Source organism: Uliginosibacterium gangwonense DSM 18521, assembly GCF_000373965.1.
In the GTDB taxonomy this organism is placed as follows: Bacteria; Pseudomonadota; Gammaproteobacteria; order Burkholderiales; family Rhodocyclaceae; genus Uliginosibacterium; species Uliginosibacterium gangwonense.
In genome coordinates this window covers 1-19936 of sequence record NZ_KB892849.1, presented here as the reverse complement: position 1 = coordinate 19936, position 19936 = coordinate 1, and the positions used below count along the sequence as shown (strand labels likewise).

Annotated in this window: 18 protein-coding genes; 10 read left to right on the top strand and 8 right to left on the bottom strand. The window is 57.5% G+C overall.

What is annotated here, in order from left to right:
* Positions 1-103: 103 nt before the first annotated feature.
* Genes ubiU through B145_RS0113665 form a run of 5 tightly spaced genes read left to right on the top strand, consistent with a single transcriptional unit; the run spans position 104 to position 3490 of the window.
* Positions 104-1111: a ubiquinone anaerobic biosynthesis protein UbiU gene (ubiU, locus tag B145_RS0113685; protein WP_018608108.1), complete on the top strand. Its 1008-nt coding sequence runs from the start codon at positions 104-106 to the stop codon at positions 1109-1111.
* Between the two features lie 4 nt (positions 1112-1115).
* Positions 1116-2009, top strand: coding sequence for a U32 family peptidase (locus B145_RS0113680; RefSeq protein ID WP_018608106.1), 894 nt, complete (start codon positions 1116-1118; stop codon positions 2007-2009).
* Positions 1993-2424 carry a ubiquinone anaerobic biosynthesis accessory factor UbiT gene (ubiT, locus tag B145_RS0113675; protein ID WP_018608104.1) on the top strand — a complete coding sequence of 144 codons (432 nt, stop codon included), beginning with the start codon at positions 1993-1995 and terminating at the stop codon, positions 2422-2424. The genes B145_RS0113680 and ubiT overlap by 17 nt, the downstream gene beginning before the upstream one ends.
* 5 nt (positions 2425-2429) lie before the next feature.
* Entirely contained in the window at positions 2430-2720 is a 291-nt protein-coding gene (locus B145_RS0113670; RefSeq protein WP_018608102.1) for a DUF202 domain-containing protein, read from the top strand.
* Between the two features lie 23 nt (positions 2721-2743).
* Positions 2744-3490, top strand: a complete 747-nt coding sequence (locus B145_RS0113665) for a pseudouridine synthase (protein WP_018608100.1) — start codon at positions 2744-2746, stop codon at positions 3488-3490.
* On the opposite strand, the gene B145_RS0113660 is transcribed toward B145_RS0113665, so the two are convergent.
* The 4 genes from B145_RS0113660 to B145_RS27555 all read right to left on the bottom strand — a co-directional run bounded on the left by B145_RS0113660 (position 3477) and on the right by B145_RS27555 (position 9321).
* Entirely contained in the window at positions 3477-4880 is a 1404-nt protein-coding gene (locus B145_RS0113660; RefSeq protein WP_018608097.1) for a sensor histidine kinase, read from the bottom strand. The genes B145_RS0113665 and B145_RS0113660 overlap by 14 nt on opposite strands.
* Positions 4864-5550 carry a response regulator transcription factor gene (locus tag B145_RS0113655; protein ID WP_018608095.1) on the bottom strand — a complete coding sequence of 229 codons (687 nt, stop codon included), beginning with the start codon at positions 5548-5550 and terminating at the stop codon, positions 4864-4866. Before B145_RS0113655 ends, B145_RS0113660 begins: the two co-directional genes overlap by 17 nt.
* A 153-nt stretch (positions 5551-5703) precedes the next feature.
* A complete protein-coding gene (locus B145_RS0113650) occupies positions 5704-5904 on the bottom strand; it encodes a hypothetical protein (RefSeq protein ID WP_018608093.1) in 201 nt (66 codons plus the stop codon).
* Positions 5905-6273: 369 nt separating this feature from the next.
* A complete protein-coding gene (locus B145_RS27555; RefSeq protein WP_169558556.1) occupies positions 6274-9321 on the bottom strand; it encodes a PAS domain S-box protein in 3048 nt (1015 codons plus the stop codon).
* Between the two features lie 538 nt (positions 9322-9859).
* Here B145_RS27555 and purT point away from each other — a divergent pair.
* Together purT and B145_RS0113630 are read left to right on the top strand one after the other, a co-directional pair.
* The gene (purT, locus tag B145_RS0113635; RefSeq protein WP_033407247.1) at positions 9860-11065 is read left to right on the top strand and encodes a formate-dependent phosphoribosylglycinamide formyltransferase; all 1206 of its coding nucleotides are present in this window, start codon (positions 9860-9862) and stop codon (positions 11063-11065) included.
* Between the two features lie 124 nt (positions 11066-11189).
* On the top strand, positions 11190-11690 hold the full coding sequence (locus B145_RS0113630) for a GNAT family N-acetyltransferase (RefSeq protein ID WP_018608085.1): 501 nt from the start codon (positions 11190-11192) through the stop codon (positions 11688-11690).
* Positions 11691-11722: 32 nt separating this feature from the next.
* On the opposite strand, the gene B145_RS0113625 is transcribed toward B145_RS0113630, so the two are convergent.
* Positions 11723-12658 (bottom strand): AEC family transporter, encoded by a 936-nt coding sequence (locus B145_RS0113625; protein ID WP_018608083.1) that lies wholly within the window; start codon positions 12656-12658, stop codon positions 11723-11725.
* Positions 12659-12802: 144 nt separating this feature from the next.
* Between B145_RS0113625 and B145_RS0113620 the strand changes: the two genes are divergently transcribed.
* Entirely contained in the window at positions 12803-14413 is a 1611-nt protein-coding gene (locus B145_RS0113620) for a methyl-accepting chemotaxis protein (protein WP_018608081.1), read from the top strand.
* 51 nt (positions 14414-14464) lie between these two features.
* Here the strand turns inward: B145_RS0113620 and B145_RS25610 are convergent, their stop codons facing one another.
* On the bottom strand, positions 14465-15352 hold the full coding sequence (locus B145_RS25610; protein WP_018608080.1) for a LysR family transcriptional regulator: 888 nt from the start codon (positions 15350-15352) through the stop codon (positions 14465-14467).
* Positions 15353-15474: 122 nt separating this feature from the next.
* On the opposite strand from B145_RS25610, the gene bla reads away from it, so the two are divergent.
* The gene (gene bla, locus B145_RS0113605) at positions 15475-16353 is read left to right on the top strand and encodes a class A beta-lactamase (protein WP_157288417.1); all 879 of its coding nucleotides are present in this window, start codon (positions 15475-15477) and stop codon (positions 16351-16353) included.
* Between the two features lie 888 nt (positions 16354-17241).
* Here bla and B145_RS0113600 read toward each other — a convergent pair.
* Both B145_RS0113600 and B145_RS0113595 read right to left on the bottom strand, forming a co-directional pair.
* Entirely contained in the window at positions 17242-17652 is a 411-nt protein-coding gene (locus B145_RS0113600; protein WP_018608073.1) for a type II TA system antitoxin MqsA family protein, read from the bottom strand.
* 11 nt (positions 17653-17663) lie between these two features.
* A complete protein-coding gene (locus B145_RS0113595; protein WP_018608071.1) occupies positions 17664-17963 on the bottom strand; it encodes a type II toxin-antitoxin system MqsR family toxin in 300 nt (99 codons plus the stop codon).
* Positions 17964-18386: 423 nt separating this feature from the next.
* On the opposite strand from B145_RS0113595, the gene B145_RS0113590 reads away from it, so the two are divergent.
* Complete coding sequence (locus B145_RS0113590; RefSeq protein WP_018608069.1) at positions 18387-19562, top strand: toll/interleukin-1 receptor domain-containing protein; 1176 nt, start codon at positions 18387-18389, stop codon at positions 19560-19562.
* The last annotated feature ends 374 nt before the right edge of the window (positions 19563-19936 follow it).

The window sequence follows — 19936 nt, the reverse complement described above, 5'->3', positions numbered from 1 at the left end:
CCCGAGTTCTGATTCCCATCCTCCCCAAGCGGTTTGACCCAAGGCAAGGTTATATAGTCCCTGCATCCCTAAGCTTGATGCCTGTTTTCTTGTAAAGATCATTATGCGCAAACCTGAGTTGGTCTGTCCGGCGGGCAGCCTCCCCGCACTGAAGAGTGCGGTGGATCAAGGGGCGGACACCGTCTATCTCGGCCTGAAAGACGCCGCCACCAATGCCCGCAATTTTGCTGGGCTGAATTTCGACCAGAACACCGCCCGCGAGGGTATCCGTTACGCCCACAGCCGTGGCCGCAAGGTGCTGATGGCGATTAACACCTACGCCCAGGCAGGGGATGTGGCCCGCTGGCACAAGGCGGTCGACACTGCTGCCGACCTGGGTGTCGATGCCGTCATTATCGCCGACCCGGCCCTACTGCACTACGCCGCCAAAACCCACCCGCAGATGCGCCGCCACCTCTCGGTACAAGGCTCTGCCACCAATTATGAAGCGATCAACCTGTGCCGCGACCTGTTCGGCATCCAGCGCGCCGTGTTACCGCGTGTGCTGACCTTGCCGCAGGTGGAGCACGTGATCGCCAACACCGACGTGGAAATCGAAGTCTTCGGCTTTGGCAGCTTGTGCGTGATGGTGGAAGGCCGCTGCCTGCTCTCCAGCTATGCCACGGGCGAATCGCCCAATACAGCGGGCGTCTGTTCCCCCGCCAAGGCGGTGCGCTGGGTGGAAACTCCAGCTGGCACCGAGGCTCGCCTTTCAGGCATCCTGATCGATCAGTACAAGCAGGACGAACCCGCAGGCTACCCCACGCTGTGCAAGGGGCGCTTTGCGGTCAATGAAGAAACCTATTACGCGCTGGAAGAGCCCACCAGCCTGAACGTGATGAGCGCGCTGCCCGAGCTGATGCGTATTGGCGTGGCTGCCATCAAGGTCGAGGGGCGGCAACGCAGCCCGGCCTATGTCACCGAGGTCACCCGCACACTTCGCGCTGCCATTGATGCCGCCTTTGCCGACCCGCAACGCTTTGCCCCCAAGCCTGCTTGGGAACAAGCGCTGGGCAAAGTCTCCGAAGGCCAGCACGTCACCCTGGGTGCCTACCTCCGTCCGTGGAAATAAGAACATGATGAAACTCTCTCTTGGCCCCCTGCTCTATTTCTGGCCCCGCGAGCAGGTACTGGCTTTTTATGCCGAAGCCGCCAACTGGCCCGTCGACACCATCCACCTGGGCGAGGTCGTCTGTAGCCGCCGTCAGCAAATGCGTCTGGATGACTGGCTGGGGCTTGCCCGCGAACTCACCCAGGCAGGCAAGGAAGTCGTGCTGTCCTGCCAGGCGCTGCTCGAATCCGAAAGCGAACTCAAGAACCTGCGCCGCGTCTGTGGCAACGGGGATTATCTGGTGGAAGCCAATGATCTGGGCGCCGTACGCCTGTTGCAAGGCTTGCGCTGGGTTGCTGGCACGCATCAGAACATCTACAACAACGATACCCTGGCCTTATTCCAGGAACTCGGTGCCGTGCGCTGGGTGCCGCCTGTTGAAATGGGCCACACCCGTCTGGCCACCCTGCTGGCACAAGCCAAGGATATTGAAACCGAAGTCTTCGCCTGGGGGCGCTTGCCGCTGGCCCTCTCCGCCCGCTGCTTCACCGCCCGCCACTTCAATCTGCGCAAGGACGACTGCCAGTTCCGCTGCATGGAATTCCCCGATGGCGTGGTGCTGGATACCCGCGAAGGCCAGCACTTCCTTGCCATCAATGGCATCCAGACGCAATCGGCCGCCACGCAGGCGCTCTTGCCACATCTGGCCGAACTACGCAAAATCGGCGTCACCCGCCTGCGCGTAAGTCCGCAGAGCAAAAACACTGCCGACATCCTCGCCCAACACCGCGCCGCCCTGGATGGCGCGTCGGTTGACCTGGACGCATTAAGTGCCTTCGCCCCCACCGCCCTGTGCGATGGCTACTGGCACGAGAAGGAAGGCATCAAACTAGGAGACACCCATGCTGCTGCCCACTGATTTCCGCCTCCCCAGCTTCCTCGCCCAGATCGGGCCGAAGCTGCCGCAACGCCCGTGGAGTGACGCACTCTGCGCCAGTCTGGAACTGGCACGCCTGACCAAGCAACTGGATGCCGATTTCAGCTTTCTGGAAGGGCGCTCGGTACGCATCATCATGGAAGACCTAGGCGCCCGCGCCACCCTGCGCTACCAGGGCGGGCATTTCCGCCCAGCGTCTGCCAAGAATGAGGCCGATGTGAGCTTTCGTGCAACAGTCGCCGACTACCTCAAGCTGTTGCGCCGCACCGAAGACCCGGACACCCTCTTCTTCCAGCGCAAGCTGCGCATTGAGGGCGATACGGAACTGGGCCTGCAGTTGAAGAACCTGCTCGACAGCATTGAACCGCCGAGCTGGGTGAACCGCCTGCTGGCGTAATAGAAATGGAAGAACTGCAACCCTACGCCCGCTTCAAGCAGGATGAGCTCATCCTGCGTGACGAACTGGCCATCGACCGCACCCTGCTGGCCAACGAAGCCACCATGCTGGCGTATGTGCGCAGTGCCCTGACCCTGGTGATCGCAGGGGTCACCTTCATCCATTTCTTCGATCAAGGCTGGCTCCCCTGGCTGGGCATCGTCTTCGTCCCTGCCGGGGTGGCCCTGGGCATCTTTGGCCTGTGGCGCTTCAACCGCATGCACAAATCCATCGCCTTGCTGCGCACGCGGCTGTAATCCGGCTTGCCATACATACTCTGATGCTGGATATCCTGTTTCAGGACGAGCACTTCGTCGCCATCCACAAGCCAGCAGGTCTGCTCGTTCACCGCAGCGAACTGGATCGCCATGAAACCCGCTTTGCCGTGCAGATGTTACGCGAACAGCTGGGGCGAATCGTCTGGCCGGTGCACCGGCTGGATCGCGGCACATCCGGCGTGCTGCTGTTTGCCCTGACGCATGAAGCCTTGATTGCCGCCAGCGCGAGTTTCGAGACCAATCAGGTCAGCAAGCAATATCTGGCCGTGGTACGCGGCTGGCCGCCTGAGCGTGGCAGCATCGACCACCCACTGAGCCGCCAATATGACGATTACGAACGCAAGCTCAACACCCCTGCACCGCCGCAAGAGGCACTCACCCACTACCAACGCCTCGCAACGGTAGAGCTACCAATACAGGTTGATGCGCGTTACCCCGCCAGCCGCTACGCGCTGCTTGCCGTGCAGCCGGAAACCGGGCGTCGCCACCAGATCCGCCGCCACCTCAAGCACATCGCCCACCCGATCATCGGGGACGCCACCCACGGCAAAGGCCAGCACAACCGCATGTTCCAAGAGCAATTCGGCTGTCATCGCCTGCTCCTGCTGTGCCAATCCCTTAGCCTGCCACACCCCATGACAAGTGAGAGACTGCATCTGCACACCGAGGTGGACGATAGTTTTGTTGCAGTATGCCAAAAGCTGGGCTGGAGTGAGGCTTTGGTGAAAGCTTCAATCAAGCCGCTTTGATGGATGCCGAGGGGCTGTCTTGCACCGGGAAGCTCACCCGCACGGTCAGCCCGACACCACCATCCCCATCCAGCAGTTCAAGTTTAGCGTGATGGGATTCGGCAATATCCTTGACGATGGCAAGCCCCAAGCCACTGCCACCACCTTGGCTGTTGGGCAGGCGGACGAAGCGCTCCAGCACTTTGCCGCGCATGTCGGCAGGGATGCCAGGGCCACTGTCGGCGACTTCAAACCATACGCAGGTTTCATTGCCACCGGTGCGCAGGGTGATATGACAGCCCTTGCCGCCATATTCCAACGCGTTATGCAGCAGATTGGCCATCATTTCGCGTAGCAGCAAGGGGTCGCCCGCCACGCTGGCGGGCGTCAATTCGAAGCCCAGGTCGGCCTCTCGCGCCAAGGCACGGGGCACCCATTCATCAGCCAGTTCACCCGCCAGCTTGGACAAGTCACACGTCACCACGGCATCTGCGCGGCTGGCGCCGGGTTCGACACGGGCGAGTGACAAGAGCTGCACGGCCAAGCGTGCCGAGCGGATAGCCGAAGCATGAATATCCGCGAGCGCTTGGCGATCGGAATCGTCCTTGGCCTCGATCAGCGCCAACTCAATTTGGGATTGCAGACCTGCCAGCGGGGTGCGGAGCTGATGGGCCGCAGTGGCAAGGAAACGTTGCTGGGCACTGGCCGACTCGTCCAGTTGAGCCATGAGTCGATTGACGGCCAGTACGAGTGGGAGGGCTTCAGCGGGGGTGCTGGCCGGGTCGATGGCGGACAACTCACGCGGCGAGCGTCGCCCGATCTCGCGGGACAGCGCCACCAGGGGAGAGAGGCCACGGCCAATCCCGATCCACAGCAATGCCACCGCCCCCAGCCCCAATAGGAGTACCGGCAACAACGCGCTGAGCAGCACGTCGCGGATGAGGCGGGAGCGCTTGTGCGTGGTTTCCGCCAACACGATCCCGCAGTCGGCTGCCCCGCAAGTCACCTTGGTGGCCACGGCACGCACGTTTTCACCGGCGAAGGTGGTGTCATAGACGTAAGGCTGGCCGCGCACAACCTTGGTGGAGGGCCAGACCAGCTCACGGGCACCAGCAAAGGGACGCATTTCGTCATCAAACGCGGCATACCAGACGTGGTCGACGTTATCGGCCTTGAGCAGGGTTTCGGCCTCATCAGAGAGGTCGAATATGATCTCGGCCTGATCGTTGATGCTGACACGGTCGGCCAGTGTGACGGCCACGTCCATCATGGCGCGGTCGAATTCATGCAGCATGGGCCGCACGCCCAGCAGGTATTGGAGCACACCGCTGACCACCAGCAGCACCACGAGGGAAGGCAGCAGAATCAGCGCCAGACGCTGGCGCAGACTGGCACTAGGTACCTGCGGCATCAGCAAGCTCCTCCAGCAGATAGCCAAACCCACGCACGGTGCGGATGCGCAAGCCAGACTCCGCGAGCTTGGTCCTCAGGCGCGAGATATAGACTTCCACCGCATTTTCGCTGACATCCCCTTCCCAGCCGGAAAGCGAGCTAACCAGATGATCCTTGCTGACGACCTTACCAACGTGTGCCAAAAGATATTCGAGCAACTGCCATTCGCGTGAGGGCAGATCCATTTCCTTATCCGCCACCCAGGCACGGTGGGCGGCCATGTCCATCACAACCTTTGCCACGCGGATCTGTTTGTCGACCATGCCCCGCCCACGTCGCACTAGCGCCTTGGCACGGGCGACCATCTCGGGGAGCGCGAAGGGCTTGACCATGTAATCGTCCGCCCCAAGTTCCAGGCCGTGGACGCGGTCATCAATGGCCTCCCGCCCGGTCAGAACCAACACCGGCAGGCGTTGCCCTGCAGCACGCAGGCGGCGCAGCACCTCAAAGCCATCAATCCCCGGCAGGCCGATGTCGAGCACCAGCAGATCATAGGGGTCTGCTGATAAGGAATTGAGCACAGGTTCGCCCCGCGCCGTCCAATCCACCTGGGCATCGGCCTGGCCTTGTAGCGCACGCGATATGGTATTCGCCAGCGCCGGGTCGTCTTCCACCAACAATACACGCATGCCCGCTCTCCAGTTGAAAACAAAACCGCCCGATTCCCGGGCGGTTTGGATTGTATTACCTGATGCCGCGTTCTGGAGGACTCACCTCCGATTCACGACATCGAATATGCAGGCACCCAGCCAGGCCCTGCATATTCAGACTGCAATCTGCGATTACTTGGCAGCAGGAGCAGAAGCGTCAGCAGCAGCGGCTGCAGCCTTCTTCGGAGCCTTTTTGTGGGCCTTCTTCGGAGCCTTCTTCTCAGCCTTGACAGGAGCAGAAGCGTCGGCAGCCGGAGCGTCAGCAGCAAAAGCGGTACCCATGGAGAAAGCGGCGATCACGGAAGCGAGGAGGAGTTTGGTCTTGATGTTCATGATGATGTTCCCTGTATTCGAATTTATAGTGAAACGTATGAATTACTTGGCAGCAGGAGCGGAAGCGTCAGCAGCAGCGGCTGCAGCCTTCTTCGGAGCCTTTTTGTGNGCCTTCTTCGGAGCCTTCTTTTCAGCCTTGGCGGGGGCGGAAGCATCAGCAGCCGGAGCGTCAGCAGCAAAAGCGGTACCCATGGAGAAAGCGGCGATCACGGCGGACAGAATCAGCTTGGACTTGATAGACATATTCAACACTCCTGATGATTGATCTGGTTGCCAGGCAGCCTGTAGTGGCCGTCCTGATGGTTCCCATGCTAGGGCTCCAAGCTGAATACATCCTGATGGAAAGCTGTCATCAAGCTGACATGGCATTCAGAGCGTTTGGGGCGGGCTGGATCTCTCGGCGCGCTCGCGCAGCATCAGCACCAGCTCATCGATGTGCTGGGCCAGACTGAGGCCGACTTCGGTGATATCGGGGCGCGCCTTGATCACACTGGTCTCAAGGTGCCCGGCCAGCGTATGCAGTTCGGGGGCTTCGATATTGCCCGTCACCCCCCGCAGGCTGTGCGCGATATAGCGGATCGCCTGCAGATCAGCTTTCTGCACGGCTTCCCGCAGTTTTTCTCCCGTCTCCGCATGGGTGCGTACAAAGATATCCAGCACCTTTTCGGCAAAGCCGGGGCGGCCATTGTAGCGTTCGGCAAGCGCCGCCCAATTGATGAGGGAGGACACGCGTACTGCAGCTTGCTTGGCAGGCAAGGCCAGCGCCACGCTTCTTTTACGGGTGCAGGACAAGATGGCAGAGATCAGCTCCCGCTCATCAATCGGCTTGGTCACCTGCGCCACCATGCCAGCGGCCATGCAGCGGTCACGCTCTTCCTTCATGGCCCGTGCGGTCAGGCCCAGCACCGGAATATTCGGCGCCAATACACGCAACTGGCGGGCCAGTTCGTACCCATCCATGATAGGCATCTGGATGTCGGTCAACACAACATCGAACGCTTCGGCGCCATGTTTGTTGAGTAATTCAATCGCCTGCTTGCCATGCTCGGCAAATACAACGCTGGCGCCTTCGTTGACCAACAGGTCCTCCAGCACAATACGATTGAGTTCCATGTCCTCGGCGGCCAGCACCCGCACTCCCGCAAGGTGGGCGCCTGTGCCAATCGTGGAGGGGATATCGACATGCAGGGGGCTAGGGGTCGTCTCTTCCAGCGGCAAGCGCAGCGTGAATTCGCTCCCCACGCCCAACTCGCTACAAATGGTGATATCTCCCCCCATATGACGGGCGATATCCCGGCTGATCGTCAGCCCCAGGCCCGTACCGCCATATTTACGCGTGGTAGAAACGTCGCCTTGCTCAAAAGGCCTAAACAATTTGCCTAATTGCTCTTCATCCATACCAATGCCGGTGTCCTTGACCATCACCAATACAAACTCCCCTTCCCGACGGGCGCTCAAGTATATTTCACCCTGCTGGGTGAATTTGACTGCATTGGACAGCAGATTGATCAGAATCTGTTCGAAACGCAATCGGTCACCACGCACCCAGTGCGGCAGATTCTCGGCCAAGTCAGTGTACAAGCCCAAGCCTTTGGCATGCGCCTGCTCAGCAATCAGGCTCTTGGCATCATTGATGCTGAAAATCAGATTGAAATCCTGGTTCTCAATATGCAACTTGCCTGCCTCGATTTTCGAAAAGTCCAGAATATCATTGATCACCCCGAGCAGGTGCTCACCCGCTTCAAGGATGCGGCGCGCCGTTTCACCGGATTTGCGACCATGACTTTCACGCGAAATAATACGTGCCAGCCCCAGCACAGCATTCAGCGGGGTACGGATTTCATGGCTCATATTGGCCACAAAGACACTCTTGGCACGGTTGGCGGCCTCTGCGACTTCCTTGGCATCAGCAAGCTGGGCGGTGCGCTCTGCCACCATGTTTTCCAGGCTGCTGCGGTAATGCGCCAACTCGTTTTCAACGCGTTTCTTTTCAGTCACATCTTCGGTAATCGATAGGTAATGCGTAATTGCGCCGTCGGCCTGCCGCAATGGGAAAAAGATGCCATATTCAACATACTCCTCCCCATTCTTGCGTCGGTTCGTCATCTCCCCGTGCCAGGAGTCCCCTCGGGACAAAGTGCGCCACAAATCCTCATACACGCTCTTGGGCGTTGAACCCGACCGGAAGATGCGCGGGTTTTGGCCCAAAAGCTCTTCCTGGGAAAAACCTGTGAGCCGGACAAGGGCCTCATTGACATATTCAATCTCGCCTCTGGCGTTGGTGATGATCACCATGTTGGGGCTTTGCTCCACAGCCAAGGAGAGTTTGCGAACCCCTTCCTCTGCAATCTTGCGCGCCGTAATGTTCTGCCCGACTCCGCGATAACCCAGAAACCGTCCGTCTTCGGACGAAAAGAATGGTGTACCGCTGATGGACAGCCAGACCATCTGCCTGGTCTGCGGATCCAAGACGCGGAATTCAAAATTGCGGAAAGGTACATGCTGACTCAGCACCGCCCTGTGCGCAGCCCACACATGCGGAGAATTGAGTTCAGGCAGATCGGAAAATTCCCAGCACTTGTGGCCAATCAGCTGCTCATCATCCAGAATCTCTTTGAGATTGGGGGAGAGGTAGCTAAAACACAGGTTTTCGTTGATTTCCCAAAACCAGTCCGCCGAACTATTGGAATAATCCTTGAACCGCTGCTCGCTCTCGCGTAGCGAACGCTCAGCGCGTTGCGACTCCACCAAGGCATCCTGAAACCGCCCCAAGGCCACTACCATGCGTCCGAACTCATCTTTCCAGAGGAGCTTGGGCAGCACAACATTGGCATTGCCCGCTGCCAGTTCATCCAGTCCCGAGGTGATCTCTCGCAAGGGGCGGGTCACCGTGCGAAACACGGCCAAGGCCGCCAGGACCACCCCGGCGGCCATCAGGAATCCGCCTACGCACAGTTCCAGAAACCCCCGATACAACTCGACCTGCAAAGGCTTGCGGGAAAACGCCAGCTCCAGGGAGCCCACGGGAACCTGTCGCCGACCATCGCTGAATGTAATCTGCCGCCGCGTGCTGAGCAAAATCTCGCTGTGCTCGGCAAAAGAACCCGTATCAATGACGACCACCCCCTGGCTGTCAATCACCCGGACGGAATGGATATCGGCGTGCGAACTCAAGGTGTTGACCGCCGAGGTCACCGCAATCGTGTTGAAATCAAACAGGGGTTGTGCCAGGGCGTCGGCCAGCAGGCTCGACAGGTGTTCGGCCCGCTCACGCTGGGACAACTCTGCCGCTTTGGCATGACGCAAGTACAGCACCCCGCTGTAAGCTGCCACCATGACTGTGATGACCACCATGGTGGCCACTACCAGACGGTAATAAAAGCTGCTGCGCCATTTGCCCCAAATACTATGAAGCATCATGTATCCCCAGGTAAGACCACACCCCTGCCAGCTTCTTCTTGTGGCACATCACAGTTTATTATGTCTGCTCATGATCTGAAGCGACTAACCTCTCTACCAGGTGTCCTAACGCAAACGAAGTCGAGCATCCAGATTGGAGCCAAACTGGAACTGTATCAAGTAAGCTCCGGTTTTCAACGCAAGCCCTTGCAATAATCCCTTTGATTTTGCCCGATGTGACATTTGAACACACACCGTATTGCTGTAAGTGGCCAGCCTGCACCAATGGCACAATGCCGCAGACCAATGCGCCGGCCCCCTGCCTGATCCCCCCAAGCCCAGCGTAGAATCTGTGCCGTTGGAATCTGTTTTATGATCTGTAATAAGATTGCAGACGGATATTCTTAGAAGTTGTTCAGAATCTGTAGCGAGAGGCCGTCAGCGGGGTGAAGAGCAGCGCATGCGCCCCGATCACGGCCTCGCAGTAAGATTATGAACAGCTTCTGAGCCTGCCCCGGCCAAATGGGCCACTTTCACTTCCCAACTTTTACCCATTATGCTCAAGATCGGAACCCCTCTTTCCCCCGCTGCTGTACGTGTCATGTTGCTTGGCTCCGGCGAACTGGGCAAGGAAGTCATCATTGCCTTGCAACGCCTGGGCTGCGAAGTCATTGCGGTAGATCGTTACCCCAATGCACCCGGTCATCAGGTCGCCCATCGCTGGCACGCCATCGACATGACCGATGCGCGCGCCGTGCGTGAGTTGGTCGAACGCGAACGCCCTCACCTGATCGTACCCGAGATCGAAGCCATTGCCACGGATGAGCTGGCCCGGATCGAAGCCGACGGGCTGGCCACCGTGGTTCCCACGGCACGTGCCACCCAACTCACCATGAATCGTGAAGGCATCCGCCGTCTGGCCGCCGAGGAACTTGGGCTGACCACCTCGCCCTATGCCTTTGCCGACACACGGGATCAACTGCAGGCAGCCATTGATGCAGGCATCGGTTATCCCTGCGTGGTCAAGCCGGTGATGTCATCCTCTGGCAAGGGGCAATCAGTCATCCGTTGCGCAGCCGACGTGGCGCCCGCCTGGGAATACGCCGCTACAGGCGGGCGGGTGAAGCAAGGGCGGATCATTGTCGAAGGCTTCATCGATTTCGACTACGAAATCACCTTGCTCACGGTACGCGCCCGCAACGCAGCAGGCGAAGTCGAAACCTGCTTCTGTGAGCCGGTCGGCCACCTGCAAGTCAGTGGTGACTATGTCGAGAGCTGGCAGCCACATGCCATGTCGCCTGTCGCACTGGAGCGTTCACGCGCGATTGCTGCGGCTGTGACAGAAGCATTGGGCGGATTGGGGCTGTTCGGGGTGGAGCTTTTCGTCAAGGGCGACATGGTCTGGTTCTCCGAGGTCAGCCCCCGCCCGCATGACACTGGCTTGGTTACGCTCGCCACCCAGCGCCTGTCGGAATTCGAACTGCATGCCCGTGCCATCCTGGGGCTACCTGTGGATACCAGCCTGCGTCGCCCAGGCGCCAGCGCCGTGATCTACGGTGGCGTCGATGCAAAAAGCATTGAATTTGAGGGGGTGGAACAGGCCTTGCAGGTGCCGGAATCGGATCTGCGTCTGTTCGGCAAGCCTGAATCCTTCGTCAAGCGCCGCATGGGGGTGGCTGTTGCCGCTGCAGATGATGTGGCGACCGCCCGGGAACGGGCCAAGACATGCGCAAGCCGCGTTTTCCCCAAGGCAGCGGGGTAAGTGTCTCGCTGCGTACCTCTTGGACAGCAGCAGGCGGGCAGCCTTGAACTATGCTTCAGATTGAAGTGGGTTTGCAGTTGTCCCCTGCCCAGCGTAGTCCGACCACCGAGAGGGAGATATCACCATGCTGATCCGCCCTGAAACGGCACAAGACCTCACGGCCATCCGCGCCATCACCACTTCAGCCTTCTTTGGTCGCATACATGGCACCGGCAAGGAATATCTGCTGGTGGAAGCGCTCCGTGATGCAGGCGCGCTCAGCGTATCCCTGGTCGCGGAAGCGCATGGCAAGGTAATCGGGCACATCGGCTTCTCCCCCGTCACGATCAACAGCAAGGAATGTGGCTGGTTCGGCTTGGCGCCGCTGTCAGTCAGCCCGGAAATGCAACGGCAGGGCATTGGCCGCGCGCTGGTGCATGAAGGACTGGGTGCCTTGCGCAAAATAGGTGCACACGGCTGCGTGGTGTTGGGCGACAGACAATACTATGCCCACTTTGGCTTCCACCCCTGTGCAGAGCTTCGGCTCGAAGGGGTTCCCCCTGAATACTTCATGGCCCAATCGTTTGGCGCTGCCGTGCCACATGGCAGGGTGGATTATCACCCGGCGTTTGATCTGTGCGCCTGAGAACCCAAACGGGTTGCACTCTGTACCGCCCGCTATCCCATCAGGGTCAGGATGATAGGCGTAGTCAGCGCTGCAAACGCTGTTGACAGCACCAGACTCGCGGCGGTGGGGCCCTCCTGCGTAGCAAAGTGCCGCGACATCAGGTAGACATTCGCGCCCGTCGCCATGGAGGAAAGCAACACAGCCACCTGCGTCTCCATTTTCGGCAGATGCAGCAGCACGGCCAACTCCCATACCGTTAGCGGCAACACGATGAGTTTGATCACACAGACCGTCATACTCTGCACAAAGCCACTGCGCACATCATATTCGGCAAGGCCCATCCCCAGTACGACCAAGGCCATGGGCGAAGCGGACTGGCTGATCATCCCCAAGGGTACGTCGATCAGGTGTGGCAGAGGCCACCCCGTCAGCCCATAAGTCGTACCCAAAAGAATCGCCGCCACGATGGGATTGGTCAGTACCGAACGGACCGTCTTGCCAAACCCCTGTAGAGAAAGCTCCCCGTTACGCGCCCACTCCACGGATATTGTCACCAGCGTCCACAAACTCAGGGAATTGAACACTAGGATCAACGCCACACAGGGGATGGCGGCATCCCCCAATGTCGCCTTGGCTAAGGGAAGACCCAAAAGGAGGTTGTTGGAAAATATCCCCCCCAAGGCGAAGATCGACCCTGCCACCCCATCAAGCCGGAAGATGCTGCGCGCCACCACCCGCCCAAGCATGAAGATGATGAAGCAGCCACCGAAGAAGGCCGCCAACAGGCGCATATCCACCGGCGGCAGGTGCGATAGATCGCTCATCAGGTGGAACAGCAAGGCAGGCAGCGCCAGCGAAAAAACAAATTTGGTCAGTGCATCAGATACCGCCGTCCCCCAACGCCCCCAGCGCACCAAGGCGTATCCCAGAAAAATCAGTACAAACAGGGGGAAAGACGCCGCCAGGCGATCAATGAGTAGGGACATGAATTCTCTATCCGGTAAAAACCAAGCCCGCTATCCGGCAGGCCCGAAAAAGAGCCAAATTGTACTCTCACCCTTATGGGTAGGCCGCAACAATCCAATTCCCTCCAATACTAAGCACATGTGCCACAAACACAGCACGTCACCATGAACCTGAAATCGCACCTGCTCGTCTCGATTGGCGGGGCCTTTGCACTGCTCTTTCTCGCCCTGTGCACAGGATTGATTGCCTTACGCCAAGCGGCCATAGACTATGACGAAACCCTGCAACATGAAGCCACCTTCCAGCTTGGGGTCGCCGACATGTACGCGAACGGCTTGCAGGCAGCATCCTCTTTACGGGGAATTGTGATTGATCCGCAAAACAAAAGCGGTTACGACAATCTCAAAAGCGGGCTTGATGGTTTTGATGCGGCGCTGGGCAAACTCAAAGGGCTTCGTCTGATTGATGGACTCGCCCCCGATACGCTGCCCAAAATCGAGGCCATGCACGTCCAACGGAAAAAACTCATTGAACGTGCTGTGACCGAGGCACAGTCTGACCAGACCAAGGCAATCGTCACCTTGAACAAGGAGGAAATCCCCCTTTGGCGTCAGATTCGCACGCAGCTTCTGGACCTGCGCAAACTCTCCAATGACGCCCTCATAAACGATAAAACCGCGAGCATCAACAGCACCAACCGATCCTATACCATCACGCTGATATTGGCCCTTTTGGCCTTCAGCATGGCTTCAATCAGCCTGTTCCGCATCCTCCACCTGCTCAAGCACAGGCTGGGTGCGGACCCGGCTACGGTTGCCGCCATTGCCCAACAGGTGGCCCAAGGGGATCTGACTCGCTCCATCCCGCAGGGAGGACCGGCCAGTGCGCTGACGGCCATGCGGGAGATGCAACAAAAACTGATTGAAATCGTCCGCCTCATCTTGCTTGACTCCCAAGCCTTGAGCAACGCCTCCTCGGCGTTGAGCCAAAACGAGCGGACAGTCACCCAGAGCATCACCACGCAAAGCCAAGACGTGTCAGCCATGGCCGCCGCAGTGGAAGAGCTGACCGTATCCATCCGGCAGGTGTCGGATCTGGGCAAGGAAACAACCGCCATCGCCCATGAGTCTGGCAAGATTGCCGAGCAAGGCCAAGCGAAAGTGGAACACCTGGGCACGCAGATGCGTGCAGCAGCCGATACGATACGGACAGCCTCTGATGAAATCGAGCACCTGGCCCACGAATCCTCCCGCATCGCACAAGTTGTGCAAACAATCCAGGAGGTTGCTGAACAAACCAACCTGCTCGCCTTGAACGCAGCCATTGAAGCCGCCCGGGCGGGTGAGCAGGGGCGAGGCTTTGCCGTGGTAGCTGACGAAGTTCGCAAACTTGCCGAGCGCACGGCACAGTCGACCACCGACATCCGCCAGACCATTGATCGGGTACAAACCCGCATCCAGACTGCCACACAGGGCATGGAGAATAGCGTCAAGGCGATTACCGCCAGCGTGTTGCTACTACAGGACACGGAAAAGACCATTGCCGATCTGAACGCCTCATCCGCCCATGTAGTCAGCACCATCCAGGAGATCGCCGACTCAATCACCGAACAAACCACAACCAGCACCCTGATTGCCCAGCGTATTGAAGCAATCTCCCAGGCAGCGGAACAAAATACCCAGGCGGTGGAAGACAGCGTCAGGGAAACCGATGCCGTCCGTGAGCTTGCCATCAAACTGGAAGAAAGCGTCACAACCTTCCAGCTCCCCACATGAGCGCTGCATAGCTATTGCATCGTCATAAACAGAAATAGCATCCGCGTCGGGCTAGGTTTCTTGCGCGCCCTGGCCTTCTGTATGGATGCGCGCGGTCATCCAAAGACGGAATGCCTGCATGGCACGCGTTTCCTTTTTGGATTTCAGCCACGTCAGCCAATAGCACCCCATTTTCACAGCGATATCAAACGGAGCCACCAAATCCCCCTCCCGTAGCTGGCGTGTAAACATTTCGACCGGCAACAGCGCTATGCCAAGCCCCTGGATGGCCGCATCTGCCATCGTGAGGGAAGAGTCAAACACAGCACCATAAATGGGGGATTCCGCCACGCCTGCCGCTTCAAACCACACAGCCCATTCATCTGCGCGGTAAGAGCGCAACAATGGCGCACGAGCAAGATCAGCGGGCTGGCGCAACTGCCGGGCCACAGTGGGCGCACAGAGTGGCGAGTGACTTACCGCCATCAAGCCTTGCACTTCCGTGCCATGCCAGGCGCCATCACCAAATCGGATGGCATAATCCAGCCCCTCACCAGCAAGATCCACACGATTGTTGTTGGTAAACAAGCGCAAATCGACAAATGGATGCTGGGCATGGAAGTCTTGCAATCTCGGCAACAGCCACCCGACTGCGAAGGTGCCAACCACGGCCACATTCAGCATCTCTCGCAGGCAACCTCGTTCAAATTGGCTGAATACCGATCCGATATGCTCAAAGGCTTGTGTGAGATGTGGCAGCAGGGCAACCCCCTCATCGGTCAACGCCAGCCCACGCGGCAGGCGCCGAAACAGCAATACTCCCAGGCGCGCTTCCAGCAGTTTGACCTGCTGGCTGACCGCCGCCTGGGTCACATGCAGTTCATCCGCCGCACGGGTAAAACTCAGATGCCGTGCAGACACCTCGAAAGCACGCAATGCGTTAAGCGGAAGATTATTCATGACGAGAAGCCCCCTGATCAGACATAAGAAATTCTAAGGTTTTATCCTAAATAATATCGTTTGCAGCCATTTTGCCCACATCGTTAGGATATGCCATCAAAACCAAAAGGAGGCTCACATTCATGGACCGGAGAAATTTCATGCACTTTGGCTGTGCTGCATTATGCACGCTCAGTTACCCTGTGCTGGCCAAGAATTTCCAGGCATCACAAACAAAACTGGCAGCGTTGGAAGGAGAGACAGGCGGGCGTCTGGGCATTGCCTGCATCGACACGGCCACGGGTAAGGCATTTGGATACAGGGCGGATGAACGCTTCCCGATGTGCAGCACCTTCAAATGGCTGGCGGGAGCGGCGCTACTCAAGCAGGTTGATGAAAAAACCAAACGGCTTGATCAGCGCATCCGGTTTTCACACAAGCAGCTCCTGGGTGGCTCACCCGTCACCCAGAAATTTGCCGACACCGAAGGAATGAGCCTAGCCGCACTCTGTGAGGCCGCTATTGCAGACAGCGACAATACCGCAGCAAACCTGATCGTAGAAACCTTGGGCGGCATTCCCGCCTGGAATGCCTACGTGCGCACCCTGGGCGATCAACTCACCCACCTGGACCATCCAGAACCGTTTTTGAACAAGACACAGATGGGGGACAAGCGGAATACAACCACCCCATCAGCCATGTGCGCAAACCTGAAACACGTCTTGCTGGAAGATGCATTAAGCCCCTCATCCCGGGAACAGCTCAAACAGTGGATGCTTGCGACCAGAACGGGCAAACAGCGGCTCCGCAAAGATCTGAACAGCGGCTGGACGCTGGCCAACAAAACCGGCACGGGAGACGCCGAGACAGGTACCGCAAATGATATCGGCATTTACTGGCCACCAACCGGCCAACCCATTGTACTGACGGTCTACCTGACGCACGCACACGTCCCCCTCGCCCAGCAAGAAGCCGCTATCGCCCAGGTTGGGCATTGGGTAAGGGACGGCTGGCGTGCTTGAGATTTGAATGCCACATCAAGACAAAGGCAGTAACCCGGAGTAACCCGAAAACGCAGAGCCCTCCGACGCTTGGCGACTACGCAAAACGATGGCATGCGTCGGAGGGCGCCTGTAGCTCATCCGGCCTGCAATTGACCATGCATGCCGGGTTACGACCATAGTGATCACCTACCGGAAACTACAGGCATTGGCTACGGGGCAACCAGCTTGACTCGGCTCTGCCAATATGATGACATAATACCGTCAAAAACGCACATAACACACTGATTTAAAACAAACTTCAATAGCAAAATGTCTAATACACTTGATTTGGCAGTACAAGAATAAGTCTTTGATTTTTGAACGTTGATCAGCCTGTTTTAGACAGGATAAAACGGGGTAGCACAAATAGCCCAATGTATTTTTTCCCGCATATTCGGACCTGCTAACCTGATATTCCCACCCCAAAATTCGGGAGCAATCACCGACTACCCGCCGGGTAAAAGTGCTTGACTGGCACCCCGTTTTTCAGTGCATAAAAGCGCACAAAAACGCGTAAAAGTGCAAGTTTTTTCACATCCTGAAAAATGGCCTTCAGCCCAGCCGCCGGGCGGCTTTGGCCTGGGTGCGCGAGTGCATAAAAAGCGCCCCATTTGCCGGGCGGGCGTGGCGGGGGTACGACCGCGCGCAGCGGGCTAAAACGGCGGCGCGGCCCTCCCCTCCGCCACCACAAACATAGGGCAAGAGCCAAGGCAAATCAGCGCAGGAATGGCGAACACGTCAGAGATAGGGATTGGTCGTTCGCCAGCAAGAGGCCAGCACACGCCCATCTATGCGCTTACAGAGGGATTGCGCCAGATGCCATGGTGCATGACACAAAAAAGCCCGCATTGCGCGGGCTTCGGTAGATCAGGCGGCGTCGATATCGCGCAGGTCTTTCATCAGTTCCGGTTTCTTGTCGAGCAGCTTTAACAGCTTGACCAGTGAAGCAGGCGGCTTGGCCCGGCCATTCTCATAGCGGGAGAAGGCATTGACCCCACCCCCAAAGAGTTGCGCGGCTTCACGCTGGTCAATACGTAGCTTCCGGCGAACCCTGGTGATGAAAGCAGGGTCGATATACGAGGCATTCACCTCCTGCTGGAAATCACGGATCGCTTCCGCGTACTTGTCGCCATTCTCCGCATCCATGACTGAGTCCCCACAAGCCGGGCAATAGTCGGCAGTAATGTCTTGAATGGTGGTGGTTTGCCCCTTGTACGCGTAAGTCACGTCACGGGTATCGTGGATCAGTTCGGCGGCGCCGCAGACTGGACATTTCATTTCATTGGCTCCTAAAGTGGTTTGAAGGAAACGATCAACACATCGTCAATCACAGTCAGTTTCACATACGCAGTCCCGGCGGCCGTCTTTGCGTGATACACATCCTGCCAAACCGTCGAATCCGCATGGGTCGTCATGCTCTTGTAAAAATCGGCCTGGGTCAGCATCATCACCACAGCAGCCATCGACTCAAGGTTATAAACACCAAGTTCAGTAGCCGTCTCAATAGCCGACCGGGTTGCCCGAACTTTCCCATCCTGGACCAAAGCCTTGATGGCAGGGAGCGGGCAATGTGGTTTGCGCTTTTCCATGACCGAATTATAACCTAATCTGTAAATTTTACAAAAAAGGTTAATACAAATCTTCACTACCTAAGGTGTTCGTATAGTTTTAGAAGCACTATCGGTGGATAGACGTCCCATGCGACTGATGTTGGGCGATTCGATTGGGGATCGACGGTTTGACAAACGGCCAGCCCTGTACATAATGTGACAGGCAGATATCGGCCATGAGCGGACGGTCGCACCACATGCCGAAAGCTGGCATTCGTAGGGCGCCGCAGGGAACAATGGAGCGAAGCGGAATTGCGCCGGATGGTTTGGATTCATCGCATACGGCGCAGTTCGCTGCGCTCAGTGCGCCGTACGCGGTGCGACCACCAGGGCATGGAATCCGCATCATGCCCGCCTCGGGACAGGGCGGTCCCTTTAGTTCGTTAGATTCAGGAATCCCACATGCAAACACCAAAGGTCTTTATCTCCTACTCGCACGACAACGAAAAGCACAGAGACTGGGTCTATCGGCTCGCATGTCGTTTGGTCGAGAGTGGGGTAGAGGTGGTGCTAGATCAGTGGGACATTCAGCTCGGCTCGAACATTCTGGCGTTCATGGAGAAAGGACTTACGAACTCGGACCGAGTCTTGGTCGTCTGCACGGACAACTACAACAAGAAGTCGAATGAAGGACTCGGTGGAGTTGGCTACGAGAAGAACATCCTCACGGCGGAGCTCTTCTCTGGGCAAGATACGATTAAGTTCATTCCATGCGTTCGAGGTGTGACCACTCGGGCGAAGACCCCCGTGTGTCTTGGCGGACGTGCATACATTGACTTCACCGATGACGCAGGCTTTGAAGCAACCCTGAAGCAGTTGCTTCATGAGCTGTTTGGGGTGCCGCTCAAGCCGAAGCCCGCGCTCGGCAAGAGTCCGTTTGCCGTCCCAGAAGAAGACGCACTGCCCTCTATCCACGGCGAGAGTAGTACCGTGTTCTTTAGCAATCGATTCAGCGACTCATTTCCAGGGGTACGAGGCATTCACTGGTTCAGAGACCCCTATGAGGCAGTAAAGCGGCTGAAGTTATTCTTTCGTGCCCCCTTCGTCTTCCAAGAGTCAATCCCCATATGGTGGTGGCGTTCGGGCGACATGCACATCGACCACTTTGAGGTGCTTTCCCCAGACACTGTTCTTTTGGATCATCAGGAACTAATTGTCGAAGAGCTCGCCGCAGTCAATGCCGGCGCGTACTACCAATCATTTCTCTACATCAAGACCAAGCCTTCCCAACCTACTGGTTTCTATGATCCTTCTTCTGTTCCGGCGCAGGTCGAACATTTGGGGTATGCACGGGAGGAGTTCGGCTTGTTTCGCGGTCGAACTGTTAGTCGTGCAGAATATGACGATGGTTCGGCAGTCATTGATGGAGAAGTCGTAAACATAAACCGAGAGTCTCAGCTTCGCGTTAGGTACGTCACCCCGTACAACCTCCTAATTGCCCCCTTAGACAGTCCAATCAACAACAATCGGTTCGACCGCCAACGGAACGAGATGCTCAATGCAGTTCTCAAGGGCGAAGCATCGCTGGAAACACTTGTTGGAGCCATCCTTCAGCTACCGAAGCGTTCACGCACCTGAATTTAATCTTTCATTCTACCGGATCGCCTTCGGCGACCGGTAAATCCAAACGTTGAATGTCTGTTTTTCAAGCATCTGAACGTCCGCACCGGGTCCAGATTGTGTAAAAACACAAATTTTCCGCTTAGGCTGTCGAAGGTGGTCGATACTTGCTCGTTTGACAGGTGATAGAGCGCTTTCGGGTCGCAAAGAATTCCGGCTTTGAATCCCGTTTGATGGCTCACTCCAAGACGCTAAAGCCCGAATATCGAGGCGTAAGTTGATTAAAAGGCCTTAGCCCCTAACAGCCTGTATTACACCTTCGATACCAAGAATCGCTATCAAGCGTTTGATATTATAGGCAAGTACATGCAAGCTCATTTCTGTGCTGACTC